The organism is Streptomyces toxytricini (genome assembly GCF_014649915.1).
GTDB classification, from domain to species: Bacteria; Actinomycetota; Actinomycetes; order Streptomycetales; family Streptomycetaceae; genus Streptomyces; species Streptomyces toxytricini.
In genome coordinates, this window is record NZ_BMTY01000021.1 from 87850 (window position 1) to 112337 (window position 24488).

Sequence of the window (24488 nt, forward strand, 5' to 3'; positions counted from 1 at the left end):
GGCCCTGCCTGCACTGGGGCCTGCTCGCGGGCGGGGAGTACCTCAACCCGCTCGGCCTGCTCCCGCGGCCGTCGCCGCGGCTGCTGCCGGCCGCGGGAGCGGCGCTCAGCCCCGGACGCCCCGCAGGGCCATCGCGACGGCCGTCTCGGTCACCACGGCCGGGTCCTCGGCCGCGCCCAGCTCGATGCGGCGCACCGCCGCGTCGACGACGCCCTGGAGCAGCATCGCCGCCAGCTTCGGCTCCTCCTGGCCCAGCGCGGCCAGCGCCTCCACGATCAGCGCGACGAGCCCGCCGTGCGCGGCGCGGATCTTCTCCCGGGCGCCCGCGTCCAGCTCGCTCGCCGAGATCGCCACCACAGCCCGGTGGCGCCGGTCCCCGACGAGGCCGAGCTGGCTGCGCACGTAGGCCTCGATCTTGGCCTCGGGCGTGGCGGCCCGCTCCATGGCCGCCTCGATCTCCGCGGCCCAGACGGGGAAGTCCACCGCGCACAGCTCCTCGACGACGGCGGCGCGGGAGCGGAAGTACTCGTAGACGGAGGACCGGGCCAGGCCGGTCCGCTCCGCCAGGGCGGGGAAGGTCAGGGCCTCGGTCCCGCCTTCGGACAGCAGGGAGCGCGCCGCGTCCAACAGGGCGCCGCGCTGCATCGACCGGTGCTCGGCCACGGAGGCCGCTCGAATCCTGGGCACCCGTCCACTGTACGGAGGTACCGGCGGGTCAGCGCCCCACATCGGCCAGCTTTGCGCGCAGTTGCAGCACCGACTTGGTGTGGATCTGGCTGACGCGGCTCTCGGTGACGCCGAGGACGTTGCCGATCTCGGCCAGGGTCAGGCCCTCGTAGTAGTAGAGCGTCACCACCGTCTTCTCCCGCTCGGGCAGCGTGTTGATGGCCCGGGCCAGCAGCCTGCGCAGCTCGCGGTCCTCGGCCACCTCCACGGGGTCGTCGGCGGCGGTGTCCTCCAGGGTGTCCATCAGGGAGAGGCGGTCGCCGCCCTCCCCGCCGACGTGCAGCAGCTCCTCCAGGGCGACCACGTTCGCCAGGGACAACTGGCTGAACACCGTGTGGAGTTCCTCCACGGCGATGCCCATCTCGGCGGCGACCTCGTGCTCCGTGGGGGTGCGGCGCAGCTGCGCCTCCAGCGTGGCGTACGCCCGCTCGACGGCCCGCGCCTTCTGCCGCACCGAGCGCGGGATCCAGTCGAGCGCCCGCAGCTCGTCGATCATGGCGCCCCGGATGCGGGTGATGGCGTACGTCTCGAACTTGATGGAGCGGTCGAGGTCGAACTTCTCGATGGCGTCGATCAGCCCGAAGACGCCGGAGGAGACGAAGTCGGCCTGCTCCACGTTGGGCGGGAGGCCCACGCTGACCCGGCCGGCGACGTACTTGACGAGGGGCGAGTAGTGGAGGATCAGCTGCTCGCGCAGCCGTCCGTCACCCGATGCCTTGTACGAGCGCCACAGCGCCTCCAGGGACGAGGGCGCGGTGGGCCGCACACCGCCGCGGGCAGCGGTGGGCACAGCAGCGCGGTCGGACCGTGAGGTGTGCTGGGGCATGCTTCGCCTTTGCCGGAGCCGGATTCCTTGTGAGCGTAGCGTGACGGAGTAGTCGCGGTGCGCGAAGAGTACGGGATCGTATGAGGCCCCGGAGGCGTCCCGGATCGCACGGATGGCCCGGGACCGGCGCCGGGCGCCCGGTCCCGGCCGCTGCCGGCGGAAAGACCGCGGTATTCATCGGCTTCACTCTTTCACCGGAACGCCCCAGGTCACGGACCGCCTCGCCGTTCGCCACCGGTTCGTGTGCCTTCCCGGCGTGTCCTCTTGGCCAACCGCCAGGCGTCGCCCAGCCGTTCGACGAACCCCAGAGAGTGAAGTTCGTACAGTCTGCCGATGACTTCATCGGTGCCGGTCCCCGCGGCGAGGGCGATGTCGCCGGCCTGCGCCGGCCCTGCGGCCGGCAGGGCGTCCAGCACCCGCGCGGTGTCCGGGTCCAGCAGGTCGCGGGCGAGGACCGGCCCGCGCCGTTCGGGCGCCAGCTCCCCCATGCCGCCGACGAGTTCGACGACCTCGGCCGCGTCGGTGACGAGCACCGCCTCCCCGCGCAGCAGCTCGTGCACCCCGGCCGACAGCGCGCTGGTGGCGGGCCCGGGGACGCCCATGGTGAACCGGCCCAGCTGCCGGGCCCGGCGGGCGGTGACCAGCGATCCGCTGCGGTAGGCCGCCTCGACCACGACGGTGCCGCGGGTCAGGGCGGCGATGACCCGGTTGCGCAGCACGAACCGGGCCGGCGTCGGGTGGCTGCCGGGCGGCAGCTCGCCCAGCACCAGCCCCTGTCCGGCGATGGCGCCGAGCAGCCCGGCGTGGCCCCGCGGGTACGCGGTGTCGACCCCGCAGGCCAGGACCGCGGCCGTCGCCCCGCCGGCCCCGAGCGCACCGCGGTGTGCGGCGCCGTCGACCCCGTACGCGGCCCCCGACACCACGACCCAGCCGCGCTCGGCGAGCCCGGCGGCCAGGGTGTGCGCCATGTGCGCCCCGTACGGGGTGCAGGCCCGCGCCCCGACGAGGGCGACGGAGCGCAGCGCCCAGGTCCGCAGGTCGGGGGTGCCCCGCACCCACAGGCCGACGGGTCTGGCGTCACCGAGGTCGTCGAGCTGGGTGGGCCACTGCGGGGTGCCGGGGCAGAGGAACCGGCAGCCCAGCTCGGCCGCCCGGTCCAGGTCGGCGCGGGGATCGGCCTGGGCGGCCCTCAGCCGGTATCCGGCGACCCGCTGCCGCCCCGCCCCGGCCAGCTCCGGGGGCTCGGGGTCGGCCCCGGTGAGCATCCGCATCAGCCCGGCGGCCCCGTACTCGCGCAGCCACCGTCCCCCGTGCACGTCCCCCGGCTCCAGCACCCGCGTCAACGCAACCCGCGCAAGCAGCTCCTCCTCGTTCCCCCGGAGCGCGCCTTCCACTTCGGCCGGGGCTCGCCCCTCCGCCCCGGGACCACCGGGCGCCCCGAAGCCGGCCACCCGCTCGGGCCCCCGGCCCTGCGGCGACTCCGCACCCGCCCCCGACCCGAAGCCAGGGCCGTGCGGCCCCAAGCCCGCCACCGGCTCGCGACCGGTGCCGTGCAGCGGCCCCGAGCCCGCCGCCGGCTCGGGACCGGAGCCGTTCGGCTGGTCGACTCCGGGCATCGGCTCGGAGTCAGGGCCCTGCTGCTCCCCCGCTCCGTGCAGCAGCGGCTCGGAGCCGGAGCCGTCCGGCGGTCCGGAGCCCATCACCGCCCCGGAACCGGGGCCATGCGGCCGCCCCGCTTCGGACATCGGCTCGCGACCAGGGCCCTGCGACGGTCCGGAGCCGGTCACCGGCTCGCGACCGGGGCCGCGCTGGTCGACGCCAGGGCCCTGCGGCGGCCCGCAGCCAGGCCCGTGCGGCGGCCCTGAGCCTGCCGCCGGCTCGGAACCGGAGCCACGGCCAACTTCGGGCATCGGCCCGGAATCAGGGCTTTGCGGCGGCCCGTTACCGAGACCATGCGGGGCCCCGGAGCCCGCCACCGCCCCGGAGCCAGGGCCATGCGGCTGCCCCACTCCGGACAGCGGCTCGCAACCAGGACCGTGCGGCGGCCCGAAGCCCGCCACCTGCCCGGAGCCTGAGCCGTGCGGCGGCCCGGAACCCGCCATCAGCTCGGGGCCGCGGCGCTGTGGCGGCCCGGAACCCGTCACCGGACCGGAGCCAGGGCCATGCGGCTGCCCCACTCCGGACAGCGGCTCGCAACCAGGACCGTGCGGCGGCCCGGAGCCGGCGCCCTGCCGCTGCCCCGCTTCGGGCAGCGGCTCGGCGCCAGGACCGTGCGGCGGCCTGAAGCCCGCCACCTGCCCGCGACCGGGGTCGTGCGGCTGGTCGACTCCGGGCATCGGCTCGCAACCGGGACCCTGCGGCGGCCCGGAGCCCGTCACCGGCCTCGGATTGGGGCCGTGCGGTCGCCGGGAGCCCGTCGTCGGCCCGGCGCCGCGGCCGTGCGGTGATGCGGAGTCCGGCGCCGCCCGCCCCGGACCGGGGCCGTGCGGCTGCCCGGAGTCCGGCAGCGGTTCGGGAGTGGGGGGCGGGGTCATGCGGTGGCTCCTGCCGTGAGGGCGCCGCGGGCGACGCCGGTGCGGAGTTCCAGGGCGACGGCCACGTCCAGGGCGTCCGGGTGGTCGTTGCCCCGCAGGTCGGCCACGGTCCAGGCGACCCGGAGCACCCGGTCGAGCCCGCGGGCGGTGAGGAGGCCGCGCTCCAGATCGCGCTCGGCCTGGGCGAGCGCGCCGGGGGCGGCCGGCCAGCGGGTGCGGAGCTCGTGTCCGGGAACCTCGGCGTTGAGCCGCCACGGCGTCCCGGCGAGCCGGGCCGCGGCGCGCTCCCTGGCCTGGAGGACCCGGGCGGCGACGACAGCCGTCGGCTCGCCGCGGCTGCCGGGCCGGGCCAGGTCGCGGCGGCCGACCGGCTCGACCTCCACCCGCAGGTCCACCCGGTCCAGCAGCGGCCCCGACAGCCGGGCCTGGTACCGCCGCACCACCGAGGCGGGGCATTCGCAGCCCGCGCCGTACAGCCCGTGCCGCCCGCAGGGGCAGGGGTTGGCGGCGAGGACCATCAGGAAGCGGGCCGGCAGCTGGACCACCCCGGCGGCCCGGGCGATGACCACCCGCCCGGACTCCAGGGGCTGGCGCAGCGCGTCCAGCGCCTTCGCACTGAACTCGGCGGCTTCGTCCAGGAAGAGGATTCCGCGGTGTGCCAGCGAGACGGCCCCCGGCCGCGGCACCCCGGCCCCGCCGCCGACGAGGGACTGCATGGTGGCGGAGTGGTGCGGCGCGCAGTACGGGGCGCGGGTGACGAGGGGGTCCCCCGGCGGGAGGATCCCGGCGACCGAGTGGACGGCGGTCACCTCCAGGGAGTCCTGCCGGGTGAGCGGCGGCAGGATGCCCTGCATCCGTTCGGCGAGCATCGTCTTGCCCGCGCCCGGCGGCCCGCTCAGGAACAGGTGGTGCCCTCCGGAGGCGGCGACCTCCAGGGCCCGGCGGGCCGCCTGCTGCCCGGCCACATCGGCCAGGTCCGGCAGATCGCCCGGGCCGCCCTCCGCCGGCCGGCCGGACAGGACCCCGGTGCCCAGGCCCGCGCCGGGCACCAGCAGCGCCGAGGGCCCCGGGCCGGGCGGCCCTGCCTCCTCCTCGGGCTCGGCGGCCGCCCCGTCGGCGCCGGTGAGCACCGCGATCAGCCGGCGCAGGCTGCCGACGCCGAGCACCGACACCCCGGGCACCAGCTCCGCCTCGGCGGCGCAGCCCCGCGGCACGACGACGTGGCGGTGGCCGGCCTCCGCGGCGGCGAGCACCGCCGGGAGGATGCCGGGCACCGGCCGGACCCGGCCGTCCAGTCCCAGCTCCCCGATCAGGACCAGGTCGGCGATGACCGCCGGGTCGACCACCTCCGCGGCTCCGAGCACCGCTGCCGCGACGGCGAGGTCGAATCCCGAGCCGCCCTTGGGGACGGAGGCAGGGCTGAGCCCGACCGTGAGCTTCTTCTGCGGCCAGGCGGCGCCGGAGTTGGCGACCGCGGCCCGCACCCGGTCCCGGCTCTCGACCAGGGTCTTGTCGGGCAGCCCCACCAGGGTGAAGGCCGCCACGCCCGGTTCGAGGTCGGCCTGGACCTCCACGACCACGCCCTCGACGCCGACGAGGGCCACCGAGCAGGCTCGCGCGAATCCCATCACGCCACCCCCCTGACGTGCTCCACGACGGGCGCCCCGCGCCGCGGGAGCACGACCCCCACGAGGTCGATCCGCACCCCGCCCGGCGGCGGTCCCCCGTGGTCGGCGAGCCAGCGCCCGGCGAGCCTGCGCAGCCGCTCGGCCTTGCCCGGCCGCACCGCGGCCATCGGGTGCTCGAACGGGCCCGCCCGCCGCGTCTTGACCTCGCACACCACGAGCGCGTCCCCGTCCCGGGCGAGGATGTCGATCTCCCCCGCCCGGCACCGCCAGTTCCGCTCGATGACGGTCATGCCGGCCTCCGCCAGCCGCCGCACGGCGAGCTCCTCGCCGTACCGCCCCATTGCCTGCCGCGCCACGCCCTTCGCGTCCATCGCGCACCACCTCCACCGCCACGGTCCCGCGGACCGCAGAAGCGAGTGGATCTTGGTGGACGAAGAGGCCGTTGTGGACGGCGCCCTCACCCCTCAGGGGGACGGGAGCGCCGCCGGCGGGTGCGGCCGGGCCGCCGCGATCAGCTGCCGGGCAGTTCGAGGTCGCTCTTGTTGAGCTCCTCGATGTTCACGTCCTTGAAGGTCAGCACGCGCACCTGCTTGACGAAGCGGGCCGGCCGGTACATGTCCCACACCCAGGCGTCGGCCATCGTCACCTCGAAGAACACCTCCCCCTGGACCGAGTGCACCTGCATCTCGTAGTCGTTCGTCAGGTAGAAGCGGCGTTCCGTCTCGATCACGTACTTGAACAGCCCGACGACGTCGCGGTACTCCCGATAGAGCTTCAGCTCCATCTCGGTCTCGTACTTCTCGAGGTCCTCGGCGCTCATGGCATGTTCCCCTTCAGCCGTGCGTCCCCCCATTGTGCGGCAGTCACGCGGGCGGCCGGTCGATTTCCGTCGCGAGGTCCACCGGCGCGCCCGGCGGGCCCTCCGCCAGCAGGGTCTCCAGGAGCCCGGCGAGCCGCGCGGGGTAGACGGTCTCCCGGGTCGTGAGGAGTTCCTCCACGGTCCACCACCTGGCCCCGGTGACGCTGCGCCGCTCCAGTTCGGTGAGGCCCTTCATCTCGGTGCGCGTCTGCCCGGTCCGGGCCAGGAAGTACCACTCGTCCTGCTCCCACCGCCGCCCGTCGAAGGGGAAGGCGCAGTGGCGCCGCCACAGCACCGGTCCGAGCTCGACCTCGGTGATGCCGGTCTCCTCCGCGAGCTCCCGCAGGGCGGCCTCCTCGCGGGTCTCCGCGCCCTCCAGCCCGCCGCCCGGGGTGAACCACCAGTCGACCTCCGGCGCCGCGGGCTCGAAGCCGTGCAGCAGCAGGATCCGGTCCGCGGGGTCGAGCAGGACCACCCGGGACACCTTGCGGAAGCCGGCCGCGCCGGCCGGGTCATCGGGCACCGGCCGCCGCCTTCCGGCGGGCGAGCACCCGCGCCAGGGGCCCGTACGCGCACCCGAGCAGGACGAGCGCGGCACCGGCCGCGGCCGCGGCCAGCTGGATCCGCAGAGGCCCGGGCCGCGAGGTCCCGCCGGGCAGGTCCGCGTACGCCGCGGGCCGGCCGACCATGGTCGCGGAGGGCCAGGCGAGGGCGTCGACGCGGCCCCGAACCGCGGAGCGCGGCACGGTCCCCTGCCCGGCCTCCTGGAGGTGTGCCCGCGAGTCGAGGGAGGCGGAGCGGCGGTCGCCCAGGAGGAAGAGGTTCCCCTCGGGGACGGTCACCTCGAAGGGGGTCTGCGACGCGGGCCGCAGCCCGTTCGCGGCGGCACCGGGGTCGTCGAGGTCGGCGTACGGCTCGTCGAGCTCGCGGCCGTTGAGGGTGAGCCGCCCGCCCGCGCCGCAGCACTTCACGGTGTCGCCGCCGACGCCGACGACCCGCTTGACCATGGGCGAGTCGGCCCATCGGGTGTCGGTGAAGACGACCACGTCGCCCCGGCGGACCTCGGCGCCGTCGATCCGCTGGGCGAGGACCCGGTCGCCCGGCCTGACGGTCGGGACCATCGAGTCGGTCGGCACCGTGAAGGGCTGGTAGACCACGGCCCCCCACACGAAGGCGCCCAGGAAGAGCACGAAGCCGACGGCGACGGCGATGCCCGACAGGACGCTGCCGGCACCACGGCGGCCGCCTCCGCTCCCGCGTGCTCCCTGCGTGCTGCCGTCCTGCGTTCTGCTGTCCTGCGTTCCGCCCATGGCTGCGCCCCCTGTCCGGGATGGACCACCCTGGGCGGCACCCTACCTGCCGGTAGTACCGCCGGTCAGCCTCCGTCGGCGCCACAGGACGAGGGGGACGGCTCCGGCGAGGCCGAGCGCGGCCGGGGCGGCGCTGAGCGCCTTCGCCGGGGCCTGGTTGCCGATGCCCGGCTGGTCGAAGGTGTCCGGGACCGGCAGGGTCGACCAGCGGGTGACCGGCCAGGCGACGACCACGGCGCGCCCGACGACCTTGTCGACGGGGACGAAGCCCTGGGTGGAGTCCTGCATGTGGTAGCGGGAGTCCTGGCTGTTCTGGCGGTGGTCGCCCATCACCCAGATCTTGCCCTCGGGCACCTTCAGCGGCCCGAACGGCGCATCGTCGCAGGGGGTGTTGCCGGGGAAGATGTACGGCTCGTCGAGCGGCTTGCCGTTGACGACGACGGGGCCGCCCTTCTTGCACTCGACCGTGTCCCCGCCGATGGCGATGGTCCGCTTGATCAGGTCCTTCTCGTCGGCGGACGGCATCAGGCCGATCTTGCTGAGGATCTGCTGGACGAGGTTGGGCTCCGGGGTGGGCTCGCCGGCCAGCCAGTTCGCCGGGTCGTGGAAGACCACGACCTCGCCGCGCTCGGGCTCCGAGCCGAACCACGGGGTGAGCTTGTCGACGAGGACGCGGTCGCCGCGCTGGAGGGTGTTCTGCATCGAGTCCGAGGGGATCGAGAACGCCTGCACCAGGAACGTCTTGATCAGCAGGGCGAGCAGCAGGGCGATGCCGATGAGGAGCGGCAGCTCCTTCCAGAACGACCGCTGCGGCTGCGCCTCGGCGTCGTCCTCCGCCTCGTCCCCGGCGGCGCCACCGGCAATGTGCTCGGCGTCGGCCGGGCGCTCCTCGCCGTCGTCGCGTCCGGACCGTGCGCCAACCGCCACGTCCCCCACATCCACTCCTCACTCGGAACTGCCGCCCGGCCGGTTCGGCACGGGCCCTCCCCTCCCTTAACGAGCGGGAGTTCCCTAAGGCGCGGGAGACCGAGGACACACTATGCGACGGGTGCGCCCGCGCGGCGCCCGCTGCGGCCGCGTCGCCCGCTCCGCCGCGGATCGGGGACGGTGAGGAAGGTGGCGGGTTGTTCCAGCTTGCGCCAGTGGTCGAACGGCCATGCGATGACGACGGCCTCGCCGACGACGCCCTCCTCCGAGATGGTGCCCTGGAAGGCCTCGTCGAGGTGGAAGCGGGAATCGGCCGAATTCGAGCGGTGGTCGCCCATGACGAAGAGCCGGCCGGGCGGCACGGCGACTTCGAACCTGATGTCGGAGGGGGAGTTCCCGGGCTTCACGTACGGCTCGTCCAGTGGCGCGCCGTTGACGGTGACGCGCCCCTTGGCGTCGCAGCAGGCGACGGTGTCGCCGCCGACCCCGATGACGCGCTTGATGAGGTCCTGTTCGTCGGCCGAGGGCAGCAGGCCGATGAAGGTCAGCGCCTGCTTGACCTGCTTGACGCCGACGGGGTCGCGCGGCGGGCGCGCCGCCTCGCCCTTGAGCCAGCCGCCGGGGTCCTCGAACACGACGACGTCTCCACGCTCGATCGGGGAGCCGAACCAGGGTGTCAGCTTGTCCACGAGGACCCGGTCGCCGATCCGGATGGTCTCCTCCATGGAGCCCGAGGGGATGAAGAAGGCCTGCACCAGGAACGTCTTGAGCAGCAGGGCGATGCACAGCGCGGCGACGACGAGCAGCGGGAGCTCGCCGGCGCGCCGGGTGCGCCGGCGCCGCCGGACGCGGCGGGCCAGCCGGCGCCGCTCGGCCCGCCCGCCCGGCTCGGGCGCCGGGGCCTCCTCGGCGGCGGGCGCGGCGGCGGCGCGGGCCGGCCGGGCGGCCTGCCTGCGGCGCTCGCGCTCGCTGCGCTGCCGGCCCCGGCTACCCATGGCCGCCGCCGGAGGCGGGCGCCGGGACGGCCGGCCCCGGACCGGGGGCGGTGCGGCCCCAGCGCGAAGGCGGCCAGCCGATCCAGTCGGCCCGCCCGATGACCTTCTCCACCGGCACCATCCCCCCGCCCGGCGCGCCCAGGTGGTCCCGGGAGTCCCGGGACTGCGACCGGTGGTCGCCCATGACCCAGAGGTGGTCCAGCGGGACGACGATCCGGAAGGGCACCTTCGAGGGAGCGTCACCCGGATACAGGTACGGCTCCGCCAGCGGCACGCCGTTCACCGCGAGGCGCCCCCGGGCGTCGCAGCAGACGACGTCGTCCCCGCCGACGCCGACGACCCGCTTGACGAAGTCGCTGTCGGACGGCCCGCCGATGCCCAGGGCGGAGGCCGCCCCGCCGACGAGCCCGGCCAGCGGGCCCGGCGCCGCGTCCGGTTCCGGCACGAAGGAGCCGGTGCCGTCGAACACGACCACGTCGCCGCGGCGCGGTACGTCGCCGAAACGGTACGCCAGCTTGTTCACGAGCAGCCGGTCGCCGACCCTGAGCGTGGGCTCCATGGACCGGCTCGGGATCAGGAACGGCTGGACGACGAACCCGGCGAGCAGCAGCAGGAAGACGGTGCAGACCACCCCGAGCAGGGCGGCCCCGCGCAGCGGGGACAGCCGCCGCCAGCCGTCCGGGGCGAGGAACCGGGCAAAAGCGGAACGCGGCCGCCCCTCCCCCGTGCCGGGGGAGGAGTGGCCGCGTTCGGTGAGCTCTGCTTCGGTGTCCATCGGGGGGAGCCTATCCGGCCGCCCCCTGGATCCGGAGAGGAGATCAGCGGTCGCGCTTCTCCTTGATCTTCGCGGCCTTGCCGCGGAGCTCACGGAGGTAGTACAGCTTGGCGCGGCGGACGTCACCACGGGTGACCAGCTCGATCTTCTCGAAGATCGGGGAGTTCACCGGGAAGGTGCGCTCGACACCGACGCTGAAGGAGACCTTGCGAACGGTGAAGGTCTCGGAGACGCCGGAGCCCTGGCGGCGGATGACGACGCCTTTGAACTGCTGGATACGGGAGCGGTTGCCCTCGATGACGCGGACGTGCACGTTGACGGTGTCACCCGGGCGGAAGGCCGGGACGTCCGAGCGCAGGGAGGCGGCGTTCACGCCGTCGAGCAGGTGAGACATGTTCTTCGTCTGCTTTCTTCGCACGACGCCACAGGTCGCCGATGCGGGTTTTCGGGGAGAATTCCGTAGCCGTGCCACCCCTCGTGCGACGGTCCCCCTGTGGCAGGGGCGCACGCGAGCACACAGCAGCCGCTTATTCTTCCACGGCCCGCGGCCTGCGCCAAAATCGGCCGTCCGCAGACGGCTGCCAGCCCAGGGCCGCCAGCAGCTCCCGGTCCTTCTTGTCGTACGCGGAGGCCTCGCAGCGCTCGATCAGGTCCGGGCGGTTGGCGGCGGTCCGGCGCAGCGCCTCGTCTCGCCGCCAGCGGGCGATCTTCCCGTGGTGGCCGCTGAGCAGCACCTCCGGAATGCCGCGGCCGCGCCACTGCGGCGGCTTGGTGTAGACGGGGCCCTCCAGGAGGTTCGCCATCCCGCCCGGCGCGAAGGAGTCGTCCCGGTGCGATTCGGCGTTGCCGAGGACGCCGGGCAGCAGGCGGGCCACCGCTTCGGTCACGACCAGGACGGCGGCCTCGCCGCCCGCGAGGACGTAGTCGCCGATGGAGACCTCGTAGACCGGCATGCGCGTGGCGTACTCGTCCATGACGCGCCGGTCGATGCCCTCGTAGCGGGCCGGGGTGAAGATCAGCCAGGGCCGCTCGGAGAGCTCGACGGCGAGCTCCTGTGTGAACGGCCGCCCGCTGGGCGTGGGCACGACGAGGACGGGACCCCGGGAGCCGGCCTCGTAGCCGTCGGCGAGCACCTCGTCGAGGGCCTCGCCCCAGGGGTCGGTCTTCATGACCATGCCGGGGCCGCCGCCGTACGGGGTGTCGTCGACGGTGTTGTGCCGGTCGTGGGTCCAGTCGCGCAGGTCGTGGACGTGCACGCCGAGCTGCCCGCGGGCCCGCGCCTTGCCGACGAGGGAGACGTTCAGCGGTTCGAGGTACTCGGGGAAGATCGTGACGACGTCGAGCCGCATCAGGCCCCGTCCTCCTCGTCCCGGGTGGAGGCCACCACGGCACGGTCGTCGATCAGGCCCGGCGGCGGCGTGATGACGCAGCGCTGCTCCTCCAGGTCGATCTCGGCGACGATCTCCTCCACGAAGGGGATCATCACCTCGGAGCCGTCCTCCCGCTCGACGATGAACAGGTCCTGCGAGGGCAGGTGGGAGATCTCGGTGATCCGGCCGACCGCGGTGCCGTCCTCCAGGACCACGTCCAGGTCGATGAGCTGGTGGTCGTAGAACTCGTCGGGCTCCTCGGGCAGCTCCGACGGGTCCACGTCGGCGATGAGCAGCGTGTTGCGCAGCGCCTCGGCGGCGGTGCGGTCCTTCACGCCCTCGAACCGCAGCAGGAGGCGCCCGCTGTGCACCCGTCCCGTCTCGACGGTGAGGGGGCCCGCCGAGGCCGGCTCCGTCTGCAGCACGGCGCCGGGCCCGAGCCGCAGCTCCGGCTCGTCCGTCCGCACCTCGACGGTGACCTCACCCTTGATCCCGTGGGCGCGGCCGATCCGCGCGACTACCAGCTGCACTCTTCCTTCTCCTGTCCATACGACGACGGGCCGGGGCGGGCACGAATGCCCTCCCCGGCCCGTGCCGGTGATTCAACTGCTCAGCGGACCTGGTCCACGTCGACGAGGTCGACGCGGATGCCGCGGCCGCCGATGGCGCCCACGACGGCGCGCAGCGCACGTGCGGTGCGGCCGTTGCGGCCGATCACCTTCCCGAGGTCGTCGGGGTGGACCCGGACCTCGAGCACCTGCCCGCGGCGCAGGTTGCGCGAGGCGACCTGCACGTCGTCGGGGTTGTCCACAATGCCCTTTACGAGGTGCTCAAGAGCCTCCTCGAGCATGCTCAGGCCTCGGTCGACTCGGCGGCGGCCTCGGCCTCGTCCGCCTTCTTGTCGGCCTTCTTCGCCTTCTGCGTGATGGCCTCGCCCTTGCCCTCGCCGATGCCCTCGAGGGCCTTGGCGAACTCGTCGAAGGAGCGGCGCTTGTCTTCCTTCGTCTGCGGCTGCAGCAGCGGCGCCGGGGCCGGCAGGCCCTTGTGCTTCTGCCAGTCACCGGTCAGCTTGAGGATGGCGAGCACGGCGTCGGTGGGCTGGGCGCCGACCGAGAGCCAGTACTGGGCGCGCTCGGCGTTGACCTCGATGCGCGACGGGTTGTACGTCGGCTGGTAGATGCCGATCTCCTCGATCGCGCGGCCGTCCCGGCGGGTGCGGGCGTCGGCGACGACGATGCGGTAGTGCGGGGAGCGGATCTTGCCGAGGCGCTTGAGCTTGATCTTGACTGCCACTGGAGTGGTGTCTCCTGAACTTGACGTGGTTGGGCACTTGAGATGCCACGTGGGGTTGCGGTACTCGGGTGCCCGATGGACGCGTCAGCCGGAGGAGAGAGGGGTCCTGTGCGACTGTCGAGTACAGCCATCCATTCTGCCACATGCCGGTGGCGGTCCGTGGCCCGCCCCCGGCGGCCGGTGCCGCCCGCCGCGCGCCGCACCGCGCGGCGGGTTCAGGACGCGGCTGCGGCGACCGCGACTTCCGGGATGCGGAACGGCTTCATGCAGCCGCCGCAGACGATCGGGGCCTGCGCCAGCACGGAGGGCACCACCCGCACGTTGCGCCCGCAGTCGCAGACGGCCTTGACCCGCACGCCCCCGCCGGACGAGCCGTGCCGCGCGGCCGGGCCGCGGAAGGTGCGCTTGGTGTCGGCCGTCGTGGCCGCCGTGTGGGCCTTCAGGGCGCGCTGGAGTCGCTCGATGGTCGGGCGGTAGCGCCTCTTCGCCTCCGCGTTGAGCGTGACCAGCGAGAAGCCGCTGCTCGGATGCGGCTCGTCGGAATGGTCCAGCCCCAACTCCTCGGCGATCGCGAGGAATCTGCGGTTGTGGTAGCGGCCGGCCCGGGAGGTGTCGCGCACTCCGCGGGCGGCGGCGATGCCGTGGACTGCCTCGTGCAGCAGTCGCTCGAAGGAGAGCTCCGCGCCGCAGGCGGACGAGGACTCTCCGATCAGGGACTCGGGCGCGGCAAGGTCCGGCAGCTCGGGGTGGTGCCGCTGAATGTCGGCCCACGCCTGCGCCAGCTCTGCGGCGAGAACAGGTGGTGTCGTGCTCACGTCGTGACAACGAGCCGGAGGCCCCCGGTGTTCCGATTCCGGGCCATTCCAAATTTTTTGCACGTACCCGTCAGTTGTGCCTGATGCGCGACGACGAGGACGGGTGCGCCGATCCCAGGAGGAGTCGGTACACAACGCCGACGGCAAAACATCAGCCCCGGCGCGCGGCGGTCGGCCGCACGCCGGGGCGCGATGGCGTGTGCGCGGGCGTCAGTACGAGCGCGCGACGATGGCGAGCGTACCGGGGGCGTCGTCCGACTCGGGCACCGACCCGTCCTCGGCGACCAGGCAGCGCACGGTGACGGCCTGCTCGCCCAGCTTGGCCTCGCCCTCGGGGCCGAGGTCGGCCCACGGGATCCGCGCCCAGCCGCCGGCGGCCGCGGCCTCGGCGGCCTCCTCCAGCGTGGAGACGTCGCTGGTGCGGGCCTCACGGCGCTCGCGGGACTCGCGCAGCAGCTGCGCCTGGTCCTCGTCCAGCACCTTGGGCAGCAGGTCGGCGAGGGCGTCGATCTGCACCGGCTCCTTGCCGCCGGGGATCCGGCGGGCCAGCATCGCGGTGCCGGCCTCCAGGTCGCGGGGGCCGATCTCGACGCGGACCGGGACGCCCTTGAGCTCCCAGTCCACCGCGCGGCGGCCGAAGGGGATGTCGACGCGGTCGTCCACGTGGACGCGGATGCCGGCGGCCTTCAGGCGGTCGCCGAGCTCGCGGACCTTCGCCACGGCCTCGTCGCCCTTGATCGCCATGACCACGACCTGGACGTGCGCCAGCCGGGGCGGCACGCGCAGGCCGTTGTCGTCGCCGTGGGACATGATCAGGCCGCCGACCATGCGGGTCGACACGCCCCAGGAGGTCTGCCAGACGAACTCCTGCTTGCTGTCCTTCGACAGGTACTGGGTGTGGAAGGCCTTGGCGAAGTTCTGGCCGAGCTCGTGGCTCGTGCCCATCTGGAGGGCCTTGCCGTCGCCCATCATGCCCTCCAGGGTGAGGGTGTTGATGGCGCCGGCGAAGCGCTCCTTCGGCGTCTTGCGGCCGAGCACGACGTCGATGCCGAGCACGTTGACCATGAAGTCGCCGTACACGTCGCGGTGGATCCGGGCCGCGTAGTCGCGGGCGTCCTCGTACGTGGCGTGGGCCGTGTGGCCCTCCTGCCACAGGAACTCGCTCGTCCGGAGGAAGACGCGCGGGCGCATCTCCCAGCGGACCACGTTCGCCCACTGGTTGATCAGCAGCGGCAGGTCGCGGTAGCTCTGGACCCACTTCGAGAAGTAGTCGTTGATGATCGTCTCGGAGGTGGGGCGGACGACGACCGGCTCCTCGAGCTGCTTGCCGCCGCCGTGCGTGACGACCGCGAGCTCGGGGGCGAAGCCCTCGACGTGCTCGGCTTCCCTCGTCAGGTAGGACTGCGGGATGAACATCGGGAAGTAGGCGTTCTGGGCGCCCGCTTCCTTGATGCGCGCGTCCATCTCCTGCTGCATCCGCTCCCACAGCCCGTAGCCGTACGGCCGGATGACCATGGTGCCGCGCACCGGGCCGTTGTCGGCCAGCTCGGCCTTGTTGATCAGATCCTGGTACCAGCGGGGGAAATCCTCCGCCTGGGGGGTGAGAACGGGAGCCTTTGCCATGGCGCGAATGGTACGGCGCCCGGGGGTCTATCCGTGAATCGGGTGGCGCACTCCTCTGGACGCGGGGGCGGATGGGGAGTTCCCTGGCATCGGGGGCAAGGGGGCGACAAGGAATCAGGAGCGCTCTTTCGATGACACCTACGCCTGTGCCGACACTCGTCGCCCGCGACTGGGCGGAGATCCAGGAACGGATGCTCGTACCGCTGTACGAGGCGGTTTACGACCGGCTGGAGGTCGGTCCGGGCGACCGGCTGCTGGGCCTGGACTGCGGGGCCGGGCTGGCCCTGCTGCTTGCCGAGGGCCGGGGCGCCGCCGCGACGGGGGTGGAGGCGGACCCCGAGCGGCGGGCCCTGGCGCGCGAGCGCCTGCTGGACGTGCTGCCGGCGGCGCCGGTACCCGGCGGGCGCCCGTACGACGTGCTGTTCGCCTTCGCGCCGTCCCGGGCGGCCCTCGCCGCGGCCCTGCCCTCGCTGCGCGGCGGTGCCGCGGTGGTCCTGGCGGGCTGGGGGCCCGCGGAGAGGTGCACGGTCCCCTCGCTGCCGGGCGGCGGGCCGGCCCCGCAGGACCTGGAGGCGCTGGTGTCGGCTGTCGGGCTGCGGCCCGACGGCTCGGGGCGGGTGTTCTGCCCGTTCGGGTACGCGGACGCCGACAGCGCGGTGCGCGGGCTGCTCTCGACGGGGCTGTACGGCTCCGCGGGCGACACGGGGCAGGTGGAGAAGGAGCTCGCCGAGGCCCTTCACCCGTACGAGCGAGGCGACGGCTCGGTCTGGCTGCCGAACATCCTGCGCTACGTGCTGGCCCGGGTGCCCTGACGGTGCCCCGCCCGGCCGCGGCGGGCCGTCACGCGCTGGTGCGCGGGATGCCCGCCGCGGCGTAGGCGGCGGCCTCGTCGAGGGTCTCGTTCGCGAGGAGCGCCTCGGCGAGGGCGTCGAGTTTCGGCCGGTGCTCGCGCAGCAGGCGGCAGGCCTCTGAGTAGCACTCGTCCACGATCCGCCGCATCTCGGCGTCCACCGCGTCGAGGGTGGCGGGGGCGGCGACCAGGCCGTACGGGCTCTGCCCGTCGGAGGGGACGGCGGTGAGGCGGCCGATGCGCTCGCTCATGCCCCAGCGGCCGACCATGCCGCGGACGATGCCGGTGACCTGTTCCAGGTCGTTCTCGGAGCCGGTGGTGATCACGTCGTAGACGGTGTGCTCGGCCGCCATCCCGCCGAGCGCGCCGATGATCCGGCCGCGCAGGTACTCCTCGGTGTAGGCGTACCGGTCGGCCTCCGGGGTGGAGAGGGTGACGCCGAGCGCCCGGCCGCGGGGCACGATCGTGATCTTGCGTACGGGGTCCGCGCCCTGGTGGAGCATGCCCAGCAGGGCGTGGCCGCTCTCGTGGTAGGCGGTGCGCCGGCGCTCCTCCTGTGGCATGACGAGCGGGCGCTCCGCGCCGAGTTGGACCTTCTCCAGCGCTTCCGAGAGGTCGCCCTGGGTGACCCGGTCGCGCCCCCGCTTGACGGCGAGGAGGGCGGCCTCGTTGGCGAGGTTGGCGAGCTCGGCGCCGGTCATGCCCGGGGTGGTGGCGGCCATCTGCGCGAGGTCGGCGTCCGGGGCGAGGGGGATCTCGCGGGTGTGGATGCGCAGGATCGCCTCGCGGCCGCTCTTGTCGGGCGGGGAGACCGTGACGGTGCGGTCGAAGCGGCCGGGGCGGGTGAGGGCGGGGTCGAGGACGTCCGCGCGGTTGGTGGCGGCGATCACGACGACCCCCTCGGAGCCGGAGAAGCCGTCCATTTCGGTCAGGATCTGGTTGAGGGTCTGCTCGCGTTCGTCGTGGCCGCCGATGCCGCCGCCGGCGCCGCGGGCCCGGCCGATGGTGTCGATCTCGTCGATGAAGATGATCGCCGGGGCGACCTTGCGCGCCTCGGTGAACAGCTCGCGGACCCGGGAGGCGCCGACGCCGACGATCATCTCGATGAACTCGGAGGCGGACGCGGAGAAGAACGGCACGCCCGCCTCGCCGGCCACCGCCCGGGCGAGCAGCGTCTTGCCGGTGCCGGGCAGTCCGGCGAGCAGGACGCCGCCGGGCATGCGGGCGCCCATGGCCCGGTAGCGCTGCGGGTTCTTGAGGAAGTCGACGACGTCGTGGAGCTCGCCCTGGGCCTCGTCGATGCCGGCGACGTCCTCGAAGGTGGTGCGCTTGCCGCCCTCCTGCAGCTCCACGGGCCGGGGCGGCGTTTTGCGGCCGAGGCCGCCCAGGCCGCCGCCGAGCGCCGAGCCCATCCGGCGGGCGAGGAGCACCCACAGCAGGACGAGCAGCAGCATCGGGGCGAGCGAGAGCAGGACGTTGGCGAGGAGGCTGCGCTGGACGACCACCGGGGAGGCGGTGACGGTGGTGTTCTGCTTGCTGAGCTCGGCCCAGAGGTCGTCCTCGGCGAAGGCGGGGCGCTGGGTGGTGAACTTGGTGTAGTCGCCCTTCCCGCCGTCGGGGAGGGGCCGCTTCGCCTTCAGCTCGCCCTGGATGGCGTCGCCCTTGGCGTAGATCTTGGAGACGTTGCCGGAGGCGACCTGTCGGCTGAACTCGGTGTAGGAGACGGTCGGCTCGTCCCCCTCGTTGAAGAACGACAGGACGAGGTTGGTGACGAGGAAGACGAGCAGGGCGGCCAGGACCAGCCAGCGCCAGCCGCCGGGCATCCGCTTCTTCGGCGGGGAGGGCGGTGCGCCTTCGGAGCGCCAGGGCGTGTCGGCCCGGTCGCGCGGCGGCGCGGGGGTGGGGCTGGGCACCGGGGGCCTCCTTACTGCCGTCCTCCTGGCCGACCATAAGGGATATTCCGGACGGCGGCTTCCGGACGGGACCTGCCATCCCGGACCACCCCACCCCCCTCCGGATCCGGACGCACCGGAGCCCCGGCCGCGGTGGGCGGCCGGGGCCCCGGGGGACGCCGGTACTACTTCATGAACTTCTTGAACTCGTCCGGCAGCTCGAAGTCCTCGCCCGGAGCTCCGCCCGGCAGGCCGAAGGGGCTGCCCGCGGCGTCCGGCTGACCGCCCAGCGCGGCCTGCTCGCGGCGGGCGGCGGCGGCCGCCTCCTCCGCCTTGCGCTTCATCGGGTTGCCGCTCTTGCGCTTGCCCTTGGCCTGCTTGACCTGCTTCTTCTGCCGGCCGGGGCCGCCGCCCATGCCCGGGATGCCCGGCATCCCCGGCATGCCGCCGCCCTGGGCCATGCGCGACATCATCTTGCGGGCCTCGAAGAACCGCTCGACGAGGTTCTTGACGGCGCTGACCTCGGTGCCGGAGCCCTTGGCGATACGGGCGCGGCGCGAGCCGTTGATGATCGTCGGGTCCTGGCGCTCGGCCGGTGTCATCGACTTGATGATCGCGGCGGTGCGGTCGACGTCGCGCTCGTCGATGTTGTTGATCTGCTCCTTGATCTGCCCCATGCCGGGCAGCATGCCGAGCAGCTTGGAGATGGAGCCCATCTTGCGGACCTGCTCCATCTGGGCCAGGAAGTCGTCGAGCGTGAACTCCTTGGGGCCCTTGGCGAGCTTCGCCGCCATCTTCTCGGCCTCGGCCTGCGAGAACGTCCGCTCGGCCTGCTCGATGAGGGTGAGCATGTCACCCATGTCGAGGATCCGGCCCGCCATGCGGTCCGGGTGGAAGGCGTCGAAGTCGTCGACCTTCTCGCCGTTCGAGGCGAACATGATCTGCTTGCCGGTGACGTGCGCGATCGAGAGCGCGGCACCGCCGCGGGCGTCGCCGTCGAGCTTGGACAGCACCACGCCGTCGAAGCCGACGCCGTCGCGGAACGCCTCCGCGGTGTTGACCGCGTCCTGGCCGATCATCGCGTCGACGACGAAGAGGACCTCGTCGGGGCTGACGGCGTCGCGGATGTCCGCGGCCTGCTGCATCAGCTCCTCGTCGATGCCGAGGCGGCCGGCGGTGTCGACGATGACGATGTCGTACTGCTTGGTGCGCGCGTACTCGACGGAGTCCTTCGCGACCTGGACCGGGTCGCCGACGCCGTTGCCCGGCTGCGGGCCGTAGAAGCCGACGCCGGCCCGCTCGGCGACGATGCCGAGCTGGTTGACGGCGTTGGGCCGCTGGAGGTCGCAGGCGACGAGCAGCGGGGCGTGCCCCTGGCCCTTGAGCCAGTATCCGAGCTTTCCGGCGAGGGTGGTCTTGCCCGCACCCTGGAGGCCGGCCAGCATGATCACGGTCGGGGCGGTCTTGGCGAACCGCAGGCGGCGGGTCTCGCCGCCGAGGATCGAGACGAGCTCCTCGTTGACGATCTTGAGGACCTGCTGCGCCGGGTTGAGGGCCTTGGAGACCTCGGCCCCGCGGGCGCGCTCCTTGACGTTCGCGATGAAAGAGCGGACGACCGGGAGGGCGACGTCGGCCTCGAGGAGGGCGATACGGATTTCCCGGGCCGCGGCGTCGATGTCCTGTTCGGAGAGGCGGCCCTTGCCCCGGAGGGACTTGAAGGTCGCGCTGAGGCGGTCGGAAAGCGTATCGAACACGGTGGTCGCGATTCCTCGGGTCGGGGGCGGTGTGGTCGTACCCCAGGGTATCGGTCCGGCCCGCCTGCCAGACCCCGCGGGCGCTTTTCCCCCGCGGGGGGCCCGGCGTCAGGCCAGCGCGCGGGCGACGGCCCCGGCCACGGAGGCGGCCTCCGCCGGGGCGAGGGGTTTGCCCTCGGCCGAGGTCACGTACAGCGAGTCCACCGCGTTGGCGCCCAGCGTCGAGACGTGCGCGCTGCGGACCCGTACGCCGGCGTCCTCCAGGGCCCGGCCGATGCGGTGCAGCAGCCCGACGGCGTCGGGGGCGCGCACTTCCAGGACCGTGGCGAGCGAGGACACCTCGGGGACGACGGTGACCCGGGGCGGCGGCGGGACCACGCCGCGCCGCCGCGGGTACGCCGCCTCCCGCTCGGCGAGCTTCGCCGAGACGTCCAGTCCGCCCTCCAGGGCCCGGACGAGGTCGGCCCGCAGCCGGGACCCCTCGGGGAGCGAGCCGTACCCGGCGGCCACTTGCCAGCGCAGGACGAGCGCCTCGCCGAGCCGGCCGGGCAGTTCCAGCGAGCGCAGGTCGGCGGCGCGGACGGTGAGCCGGTGCAGGGCGAGGACGCCGGCGACCGCGGGCAGCACGCCGGGCTGGTCGGGGACGGCGACGGCGAGCTCCGCGCCGACGGCGTCCTCCTCCGGGCGGGCGTGCAGCGCGAGGACGGGCTCGCCGGTGCGCAGGGCCTCCACGGCGAGCCGCTCCTCCTCCGCGGTGGGCGCCGGGTCGGGCCGCCCGGGGTCGGGGGCGCCGCCGAGGACGGCCGCGACCCGGCGGACGAGGTCGGCGACGAGCGAGGCCCGCCAGGCGGACCAGGCGGCCGGCCCGGTGGCCAGGGCGTCGGCCTCGGTGAGGGCGTGCAGCAGTTCCAGGGTGCCGGGGGTGCGGACGGCGTCGGCGACGGTGCGGACGGTGGCGGGGTCGTCGAGGTCGCGCCGGGTGGCGGTGTCGACTAGCAGCAGGTGGTGGCGGACGAGGGCGGCGAGGACGTCGGCGTCGGCCGCGCCGAAGCCGGTGCGCAGGGCGACCCGGCGGGCGACGGCCTCCCCGGCGGCGGAGTGGTCGCCGGGCAGGCCCTTGCCGATGTCGTGCAGGAGGGCGGCCATCAGCAGCAGGTCGGGCCGTCCGACGCGGCGGGTCATGGCGGCGGCCCGTACCGCGGTCTCCACGAGGTGGCGGTCCACGGTCCAGGTGTGGACGGGATTGCGCTGCGGGCGGCAGCGCACGTGCTCCCACTCGGGCAGCATCCGGGATACCAGGCCCTCGGCCTCCAGGGCCTCCCAGACGGCGACGGTCGGCTCACCCGCGCCGAGCAGGGTGACCAGCTGCTCCCGCGCCTCGGCCGGCCAGGGCTCGGGCAGCGGCCGGGCCTGCGAGGCGAGGCGCCGTACGGCGTGCAGCGAGACGGGAAGCCCGGCCTGCGCGGCGGCGGCGCCGAGGCGCAGCGGCAGGACGGGGTCGCGTTCGGGGCGGGCGGCGAGCGCCAGGACGGCTTCGCCGTCGGCTTCGACGACGCCCTCGGCGAGCGGGGCGCGGTCGGCGGCTCCGGCGGCGCCGCCGCGGCCGCGGGGGCCGAGCAGTCCGCGCAGGCGGGGGCGGGCGGCGCGGGCGCGCAGGACGCGGCCGACCTCGCGCCAGGTGACGTCGGCGGCGTAGGAGATGGTGCGGGCGGCCTCGTAGACCTCGCGCAGCAGGGTGTCGGCGTCGGAGTGGCCGGTGCGGGCGGCGACCTGGGCCTGTTCCTGGAGGGCGAGCCGGTCGCCGGCGCGGCCGGTGGTGAGGTGGAGGGCGTCGCGGGTGTCGAGGAGCCGGCGGCGGGCTTCGTCGAGGCCTTCGCGGGGGGCGTCGGCGAGCCAGGAGGCGGCGACGGCGCGCAGGGCGGCGGCGTCGCGGAGGCCGCCGCGGGCCTCCTTGAGGTCGGGTTCGAGGAGGAAGCGGAGCTCGCCGCACTGTTCGGCACGTTCGCGGCACAGGGCGTGCAGTTGCGGCAGGCGGGCGGGGGCCTGGTTGCGCCAGTCTGCGAGGACGGCGGTGCGCAGGCCGGCCAGGAGGCCGAGGTCGCCGGCGACGGGGCGGGCGTCGAGGAGGCCGAGGTGGACCTTGAGGTCGTCGGCGGCGGTGCGGCGGGCTTCGGCGGGGGTGCGGACGGAGTGGTCGAGGGAGAGGCCGAGGTCCCACACCGGGTACCAGAGGCGGTCGGCGAGGCGGGCGAGGTCGGCGGGGGCGGCCTTGCCGTCGTGGAGGAGGAGCAGGTCGAGGTCGCTGCGGGGGGAGAGTTCGCCGCGCCCGTAGCCGCCGACGGCGACGAGGGCGGCGCCGCGGACTCCGGTGTCGCGTGCGGCGCCGGCGAACAGTTCGCTGAGCCAGTCGTCGGTGAGCCGGGCGAGCGCGGAGCGCCGCGACGGCCCGGACCGCGGCTCCTCCCCGAGGAGCCGCAGCCGGGCCGCGGCGTAGCCGCCGGGTCCCGGGTCGGACGTGCCCGTGGTCGCGCCGGCGCTCGTCACCCAGGGCCTCCCGTCGTCAGAGCGCTTCGGCGCCGCGCTCGCCGGTGCGGACCCGGACGAGGGCGTCGACGGGGACGCTCCACACCTTGCCGTCGCCGATCTTGCCGGTCCGGGCGCTGTTGACCAGGATCTCCATGACCGGTTCGGCGTCGTCGTCCTCGACGACGACCTCGATGCGGATCTTGGGGACGAGGTCGACGGTGTACTCGGCACCGCGGTAGACCTCGGTGTGGCCGCGCTGGCGGCCGTAGCCGCTGGCCTCGGAGACGGTCAGGCCCTGGACGCCGAAGCGCTGGAGGGCGTCCTTGATCTCGTCCAGCCGGTGCGGCTTGACGATCGCGGTGATCAGCTTCATGCGTTGACCTTCTTGCTCGCTGCGGCGGCGGGGACGGGGGCGGCGGTGCTCCGGGAGGGGGCGCCGCCTCCGGCTCCGCTGAAGTCGTAGGCGGTCTCCGCGTGCTCGACCTGGTCGATGCCGGAGACCTCGTCGTCCTCGCTGACGCGCATCCCCATCGTCCTGTCGAGGAGGAAGGCGAGCAGCGCGGACGCGACGAGAGAGTAGGCGAGGACGGAGAAGACGCCCACGGCCTGCTTGCCGAGCTGTTCCAGGCCGCCGCCGTAGAAGAGGCCGGCCGCGTCCGACTGGACGCCTCCGGTGGCGAAGAAGCCGACGAGGAGGGAGCCGATGACGCCGCCGACGAGGTGGACGCCGATGACGTCGAGGGAGTCGTCGTAGCCGAACTTGTACTTGAGGCCGACGGCCATGGCGCACACCAGGCCGGAGACGGCGCCGATGGCGATCGCGCCGAGCGGGGAGCAGGAGCCGCCGGCGGGGGTGATGGCGACGAGGCCGGCGACGGCGCCGGAGGCCGCGCCGAGGGTGGTGAAGGAGCCGTGGCGCAGCTTCTCGTACGCGAGCCAGGCGAGCATGGCGGCGGCCGCGGCGACCTGGGTGTTGACGAACATCACCGCGCCGACGCCGTCGTCGTTGCCGAGCCAGGAGCCGGCGTTGAAGCCGAACCAGCCGAACCACAGCAGGCCCGCGCCGAGCATGACCAGGGGGAGGCTGTGGGGGCGCATCGGGTCCTTCTTGAAGCCGATGCGCTTGCCGATGACGAGGATGACGCCGAGGGCGGCCGCGCCTGCGTTGATGTGGACGGCGGTGCCGCCGGCGAAGTCGATGACGCCCATGTCGAAGAGCCAGCCGCCGGGGGCCCACACCCAGTGGGCGACCGGGAAGTAGACGACGGTGGCCCACAGGGCGATGAAGAGGGCCCAGGCGCTGAATTTGACGCGGTCGGCGAGGGCGCCGCTGATGAGGGCGGGGGTGATGATCGCGAACATCAGCTGGAAGACGGCGAAGACGTAGACCGGGACGGTGTAGCCGTCCCACAGCTCGGTGAGGCCGATGCCGCCGAGGCCGACGTAGTCGGAGGACCAGCCGACGAGGCCGCCGGAGTCGGCGCCGAAGGCGATGCTGAATCCGTAGAGCACCCACAGGACCGTGACGATCCCGAGGCTGATGAAGCTCATCATCAGCATGTTGAGGCTGCTCTTGACGCGGACCATGCCTCCGTAGAAGAAGGCGAGTCCCGGGGTCATCAGCATGACCAGGGCGGAGCAGATGAGCATGAACCCGGTGTTCGCGGCAGACAGCGTCGGGGCGTCTGCCGCGAGGGTCGTGATGGCTGGTGCCATCGGCGTCTCCTCGTCGTCGGTGCGTTCGCGTGCGGGCGACCGTGGAACCTGGGCGGGGCCCGGGGGCTG

At 74.1% G+C, this 24488-nt stretch carries 24 protein-coding genes; 1 reads left to right on the top strand and 23 read right to left on the bottom strand.

Annotated elements, in window-relative coordinates; all coding sequences use genetic code 11:
* Positions 1-105 precede the first annotated feature (105 nt).
* From IE170_RS24845 to proS, 18 genes are all read right to left on the bottom strand, one after another.
* Entirely contained in the window at positions 106-663 is a 558-nt protein-coding gene (locus IE170_RS24845; RefSeq protein ID WP_189811716.1) for a TetR/AcrR family transcriptional regulator, read from the bottom strand.
* Between the two features lie 52 nt (positions 664-715).
* Positions 716-1552 carry an RNA polymerase sigma factor WhiG gene (whiG, locus tag IE170_RS24850; RefSeq protein ID WP_189811665.1) on the bottom strand — a complete coding sequence of 279 codons (837 nt, stop codon included), beginning with the start codon at positions 1550-1552 and terminating at the stop codon, positions 716-718.
* Between the two features lie 209 nt (positions 1553-1761).
* Positions 1762-3084 carry a DNA-processing protein DprA gene (dprA, locus tag IE170_RS24855; protein ID WP_373299054.1) on the bottom strand — a complete coding sequence of 441 codons (1323 nt, stop codon included), beginning with the start codon at positions 3082-3084 and terminating at the stop codon, positions 1762-1764.
* A 998-nt stretch (positions 3085-4082) separates the two neighbouring features.
* A complete protein-coding gene (locus IE170_RS24860; protein WP_189811666.1) occupies positions 4083-5714 on the bottom strand; it encodes a YifB family Mg chelatase-like AAA ATPase in 1632 nt (543 codons plus the stop codon).
* Positions 5714-6085: a YraN family protein gene (locus IE170_RS24865; protein WP_189811667.1), complete on the bottom strand. Its 372-nt coding sequence runs from the start codon at positions 6083-6085 to the stop codon at positions 5714-5716. The genes IE170_RS24860 and IE170_RS24865 overlap by 1 nt, the downstream gene beginning before the upstream one ends.
* Before the next feature lie 140 nt (positions 6086-6225).
* Positions 6226-6534 carry a DUF2469 domain-containing protein gene (locus IE170_RS24870; RefSeq protein WP_006139554.1) on the bottom strand — a complete coding sequence of 103 codons (309 nt, stop codon included), beginning with the start codon at positions 6532-6534 and terminating at the stop codon, positions 6226-6228.
* 43 nt (positions 6535-6577) lie between these two features.
* A complete protein-coding gene (locus tag IE170_RS24875; protein ID WP_189811668.1) occupies positions 6578-7096 on the bottom strand; it encodes an NUDIX hydrolase in 519 nt (172 codons plus the stop codon).
* Positions 7086-7883 (bottom strand): signal peptidase I, encoded by a 798-nt coding sequence (gene lepB, locus IE170_RS24880; protein ID WP_189811669.1) that lies wholly within the window; start codon positions 7881-7883, stop codon positions 7086-7088. Before lepB (IE170_RS24880) ends, IE170_RS24875 begins: the two co-directional genes overlap by 11 nt.
* Positions 7884-7925: 42 nt before the next feature.
* Entirely contained in the window at positions 7926-8810 is an 885-nt protein-coding gene (gene lepB / locus IE170_RS24885; protein WP_189811670.1) for a signal peptidase I, read from the bottom strand.
* A gap of 110 nt (positions 8811-8920) precedes the next feature.
* Complete coding sequence (gene lepB / locus IE170_RS24890; protein ID WP_189811671.1) at positions 8921-9805, bottom strand: signal peptidase I; 885 nt, start codon at positions 9803-9805, stop codon at positions 8921-8923.
* A complete protein-coding gene (gene lepB, locus IE170_RS24895; RefSeq protein ID WP_189811672.1) occupies positions 9798-10580 on the bottom strand; it encodes a signal peptidase I in 783 nt (260 codons plus the stop codon). The genes lepB (IE170_RS24890) and lepB (IE170_RS24895) overlap by 8 nt, the downstream gene beginning before the upstream one ends.
* 43 nt (positions 10581-10623) lie before the next feature.
* Positions 10624-10974, bottom strand: coding sequence for a 50S ribosomal protein L19 (gene rplS, locus IE170_RS24900; RefSeq protein WP_114054377.1), 351 nt, complete (start codon positions 10972-10974; stop codon positions 10624-10626).
* A gap of 133 nt (positions 10975-11107) precedes the next feature.
* A complete protein-coding gene (trmD, locus tag IE170_RS24905; RefSeq protein ID WP_189811673.1) occupies positions 11108-11929 on the bottom strand; it encodes a tRNA (guanosine(37)-N1)-methyltransferase TrmD in 822 nt (273 codons plus the stop codon).
* Entirely contained in the window at positions 11929-12480 is a 552-nt protein-coding gene (gene rimM, locus IE170_RS24910; protein ID WP_189811674.1) for a ribosome maturation factor RimM, read from the bottom strand. The genes trmD and rimM overlap by 1 nt, the downstream gene beginning before the upstream one ends.
* 80 nt (positions 12481-12560) lie before the next feature.
* Positions 12561-12800, bottom strand: coding sequence for an RNA-binding protein (locus IE170_RS24915; RefSeq protein ID WP_189811675.1), 240 nt, complete (start codon positions 12798-12800; stop codon positions 12561-12563).
* 2 nt (positions 12801-12802) lie between these two features.
* On the bottom strand, positions 12803-13243 hold the full coding sequence (gene rpsP, locus IE170_RS24920; RefSeq protein ID WP_125543454.1) for a 30S ribosomal protein S16: 441 nt from the start codon (positions 13241-13243) through the stop codon (positions 12803-12805).
* Between the two features lie 215 nt (positions 13244-13458).
* The gene (locus tag IE170_RS24925; protein ID WP_189811676.1) at positions 13459-14058 is read right to left on the bottom strand and encodes a hypothetical protein; all 600 of its coding nucleotides are present in this window, start codon (positions 14056-14058) and stop codon (positions 13459-13461) included.
* 210 nt (positions 14059-14268) lie between these two features.
* The gene (gene proS / locus IE170_RS24930) at positions 14269-15681 is read right to left on the bottom strand and encodes a proline--tRNA ligase (protein WP_189811677.1); all 1413 of its coding nucleotides are present in this window, start codon (positions 15679-15681) and stop codon (positions 14269-14271) included.
* A gap of 131 nt (positions 15682-15812) precedes the next feature.
* On the opposite strand from proS, the gene IE170_RS24935 reads away from it, so the two are divergent.
* On the top strand, positions 15813-16493 hold the full coding sequence (locus IE170_RS24935) for an SAM-dependent methyltransferase (RefSeq protein ID WP_189811678.1): 681 nt from the start codon (positions 15813-15815) through the stop codon (positions 16491-16493).
* A 28-nt stretch (positions 16494-16521) separates the two neighbouring features.
* Here IE170_RS24935 and ftsH read toward each other — a convergent pair whose 3' ends face one another.
* The 5 genes from ftsH to IE170_RS24960 all read right to left on the bottom strand — a co-directional run bounded on the left by ftsH (position 16522) and on the right by IE170_RS24960 (position 24419).
* The gene (ftsH, locus tag IE170_RS24940; protein WP_189811680.1) at positions 16522-18444 is read right to left on the bottom strand and encodes an ATP-dependent zinc metalloprotease FtsH; all 1923 of its coding nucleotides are present in this window, start codon (positions 18442-18444) and stop codon (positions 16522-16524) included.
* A gap of 164 nt (positions 18445-18608) precedes the next feature.
* Positions 18609-20177, bottom strand: a complete 1569-nt coding sequence (gene ffh, locus IE170_RS24945; RefSeq protein ID WP_189811681.1) for a signal recognition particle protein — start codon at positions 20175-20177, stop codon at positions 18609-18611.
* A 108-nt stretch (positions 20178-20285) separates the two neighbouring features.
* Complete coding sequence (locus IE170_RS24950; RefSeq protein WP_189811682.1) at positions 20286-22721, bottom strand: [protein-PII] uridylyltransferase; 2436 nt, start codon at positions 22719-22721, stop codon at positions 20286-20288.
* A 16-nt stretch (positions 22722-22737) separates the two neighbouring features.
* Positions 22738-23076 carry a P-II family nitrogen regulator gene (locus IE170_RS24955; RefSeq protein WP_189811683.1) on the bottom strand — a complete coding sequence of 113 codons (339 nt, stop codon included), beginning with the start codon at positions 23074-23076 and terminating at the stop codon, positions 22738-22740.
* A complete protein-coding gene (locus IE170_RS24960) occupies positions 23073-24419 on the bottom strand; it encodes an ammonium transporter (RefSeq protein ID WP_189811684.1) in 1347 nt (448 codons plus the stop codon). Before IE170_RS24960 ends, IE170_RS24955 begins: the two co-directional genes overlap by 4 nt.
* Positions 24420-24488 lie beyond the last annotated feature (69 nt).

Excerpts from the sequence above, each read along its gene's own strand:
- whiG (WP_189811665.1), bottom strand. The coding sequence starts at position 1,552 with ATGCCCCAGCACACCTCACGGTCCGACCGCGCTGCTGTGCCCACCGCT.
- IE170_RS24860 (WP_189811666.1), bottom strand. The coding sequence starts at position 5,714 with ATGGGATTCGCGCGAGCCTGCTCGGTGGCCCTCGTCGGCGTCGAGGGC.
- IE170_RS24865 (WP_189811667.1), bottom strand. The coding sequence starts at position 6,085 with ATGGACGCGAAGGGCGTGGCGCGGCAGGCAATGGGGCGGTACGGCGAG.
- IE170_RS24870 (WP_006139554.1), bottom strand. The coding sequence starts at position 6,534 with ATGAGCGCCGAGGACCTCGAGAAGTACGAGACCGAGATGGAGCTGAAG.
- lepB (WP_189811669.1), bottom strand. The coding sequence starts at position 7,883 with ATGGGCGGAACGCAGGACAGCAGAACGCAGGACGGCAGCACGCAGGGA.
- lepB (WP_189811671.1), bottom strand. The coding sequence starts at position 9,805 with ATGGGTAGCCGGGGCCGGCAGCGCAGCGAGCGCGAGCGCCGCAGGCAG.
- lepB (WP_189811672.1), bottom strand. The coding sequence starts at position 10,580 with ATGGACACCGAAGCAGAGCTCACCGAACGCGGCCACTCCTCCCCCGGC.
- rplS (WP_114054377.1), bottom strand. The coding sequence starts at position 10,974 with ATGTCTCACCTGCTCGACGGCGTGAACGCCGCCTCCCTGCGCTCGGAC.
- trmD (WP_189811673.1), bottom strand. The coding sequence starts at position 11,929 with ATGCGGCTCGACGTCGTCACGATCTTCCCCGAGTACCTCGAACCGCTG.
- IE170_RS24915 (WP_189811675.1), bottom strand. The coding sequence starts at position 12,800 with ATGCTCGAGGAGGCTCTTGAGCACCTCGTAAAGGGCATTGTGGACAAC.
- proS (WP_189811677.1), bottom strand. The coding sequence starts at position 15,681 with ATGGCAAAGGCTCCCGTTCTCACCCCCCAGGCGGAGGATTTCCCCCGC.
- IE170_RS24935 (WP_189811678.1), top strand. The coding sequence starts at position 15,813 with ATGACACCTACGCCTGTGCCGACACTCGTCGCCCGCGACTGGGCGGAG.
- IE170_RS24955 (WP_189811683.1), bottom strand. The coding sequence starts at position 23,076 with ATGAAGCTGATCACCGCGATCGTCAAGCCGCACCGGCTGGACGAGATC.
- IE170_RS24960 (WP_189811684.1), bottom strand. The coding sequence starts at position 24,419 with ATGGCACCAGCCATCACGACCCTCGCGGCAGACGCCCCGACGCTGTCT.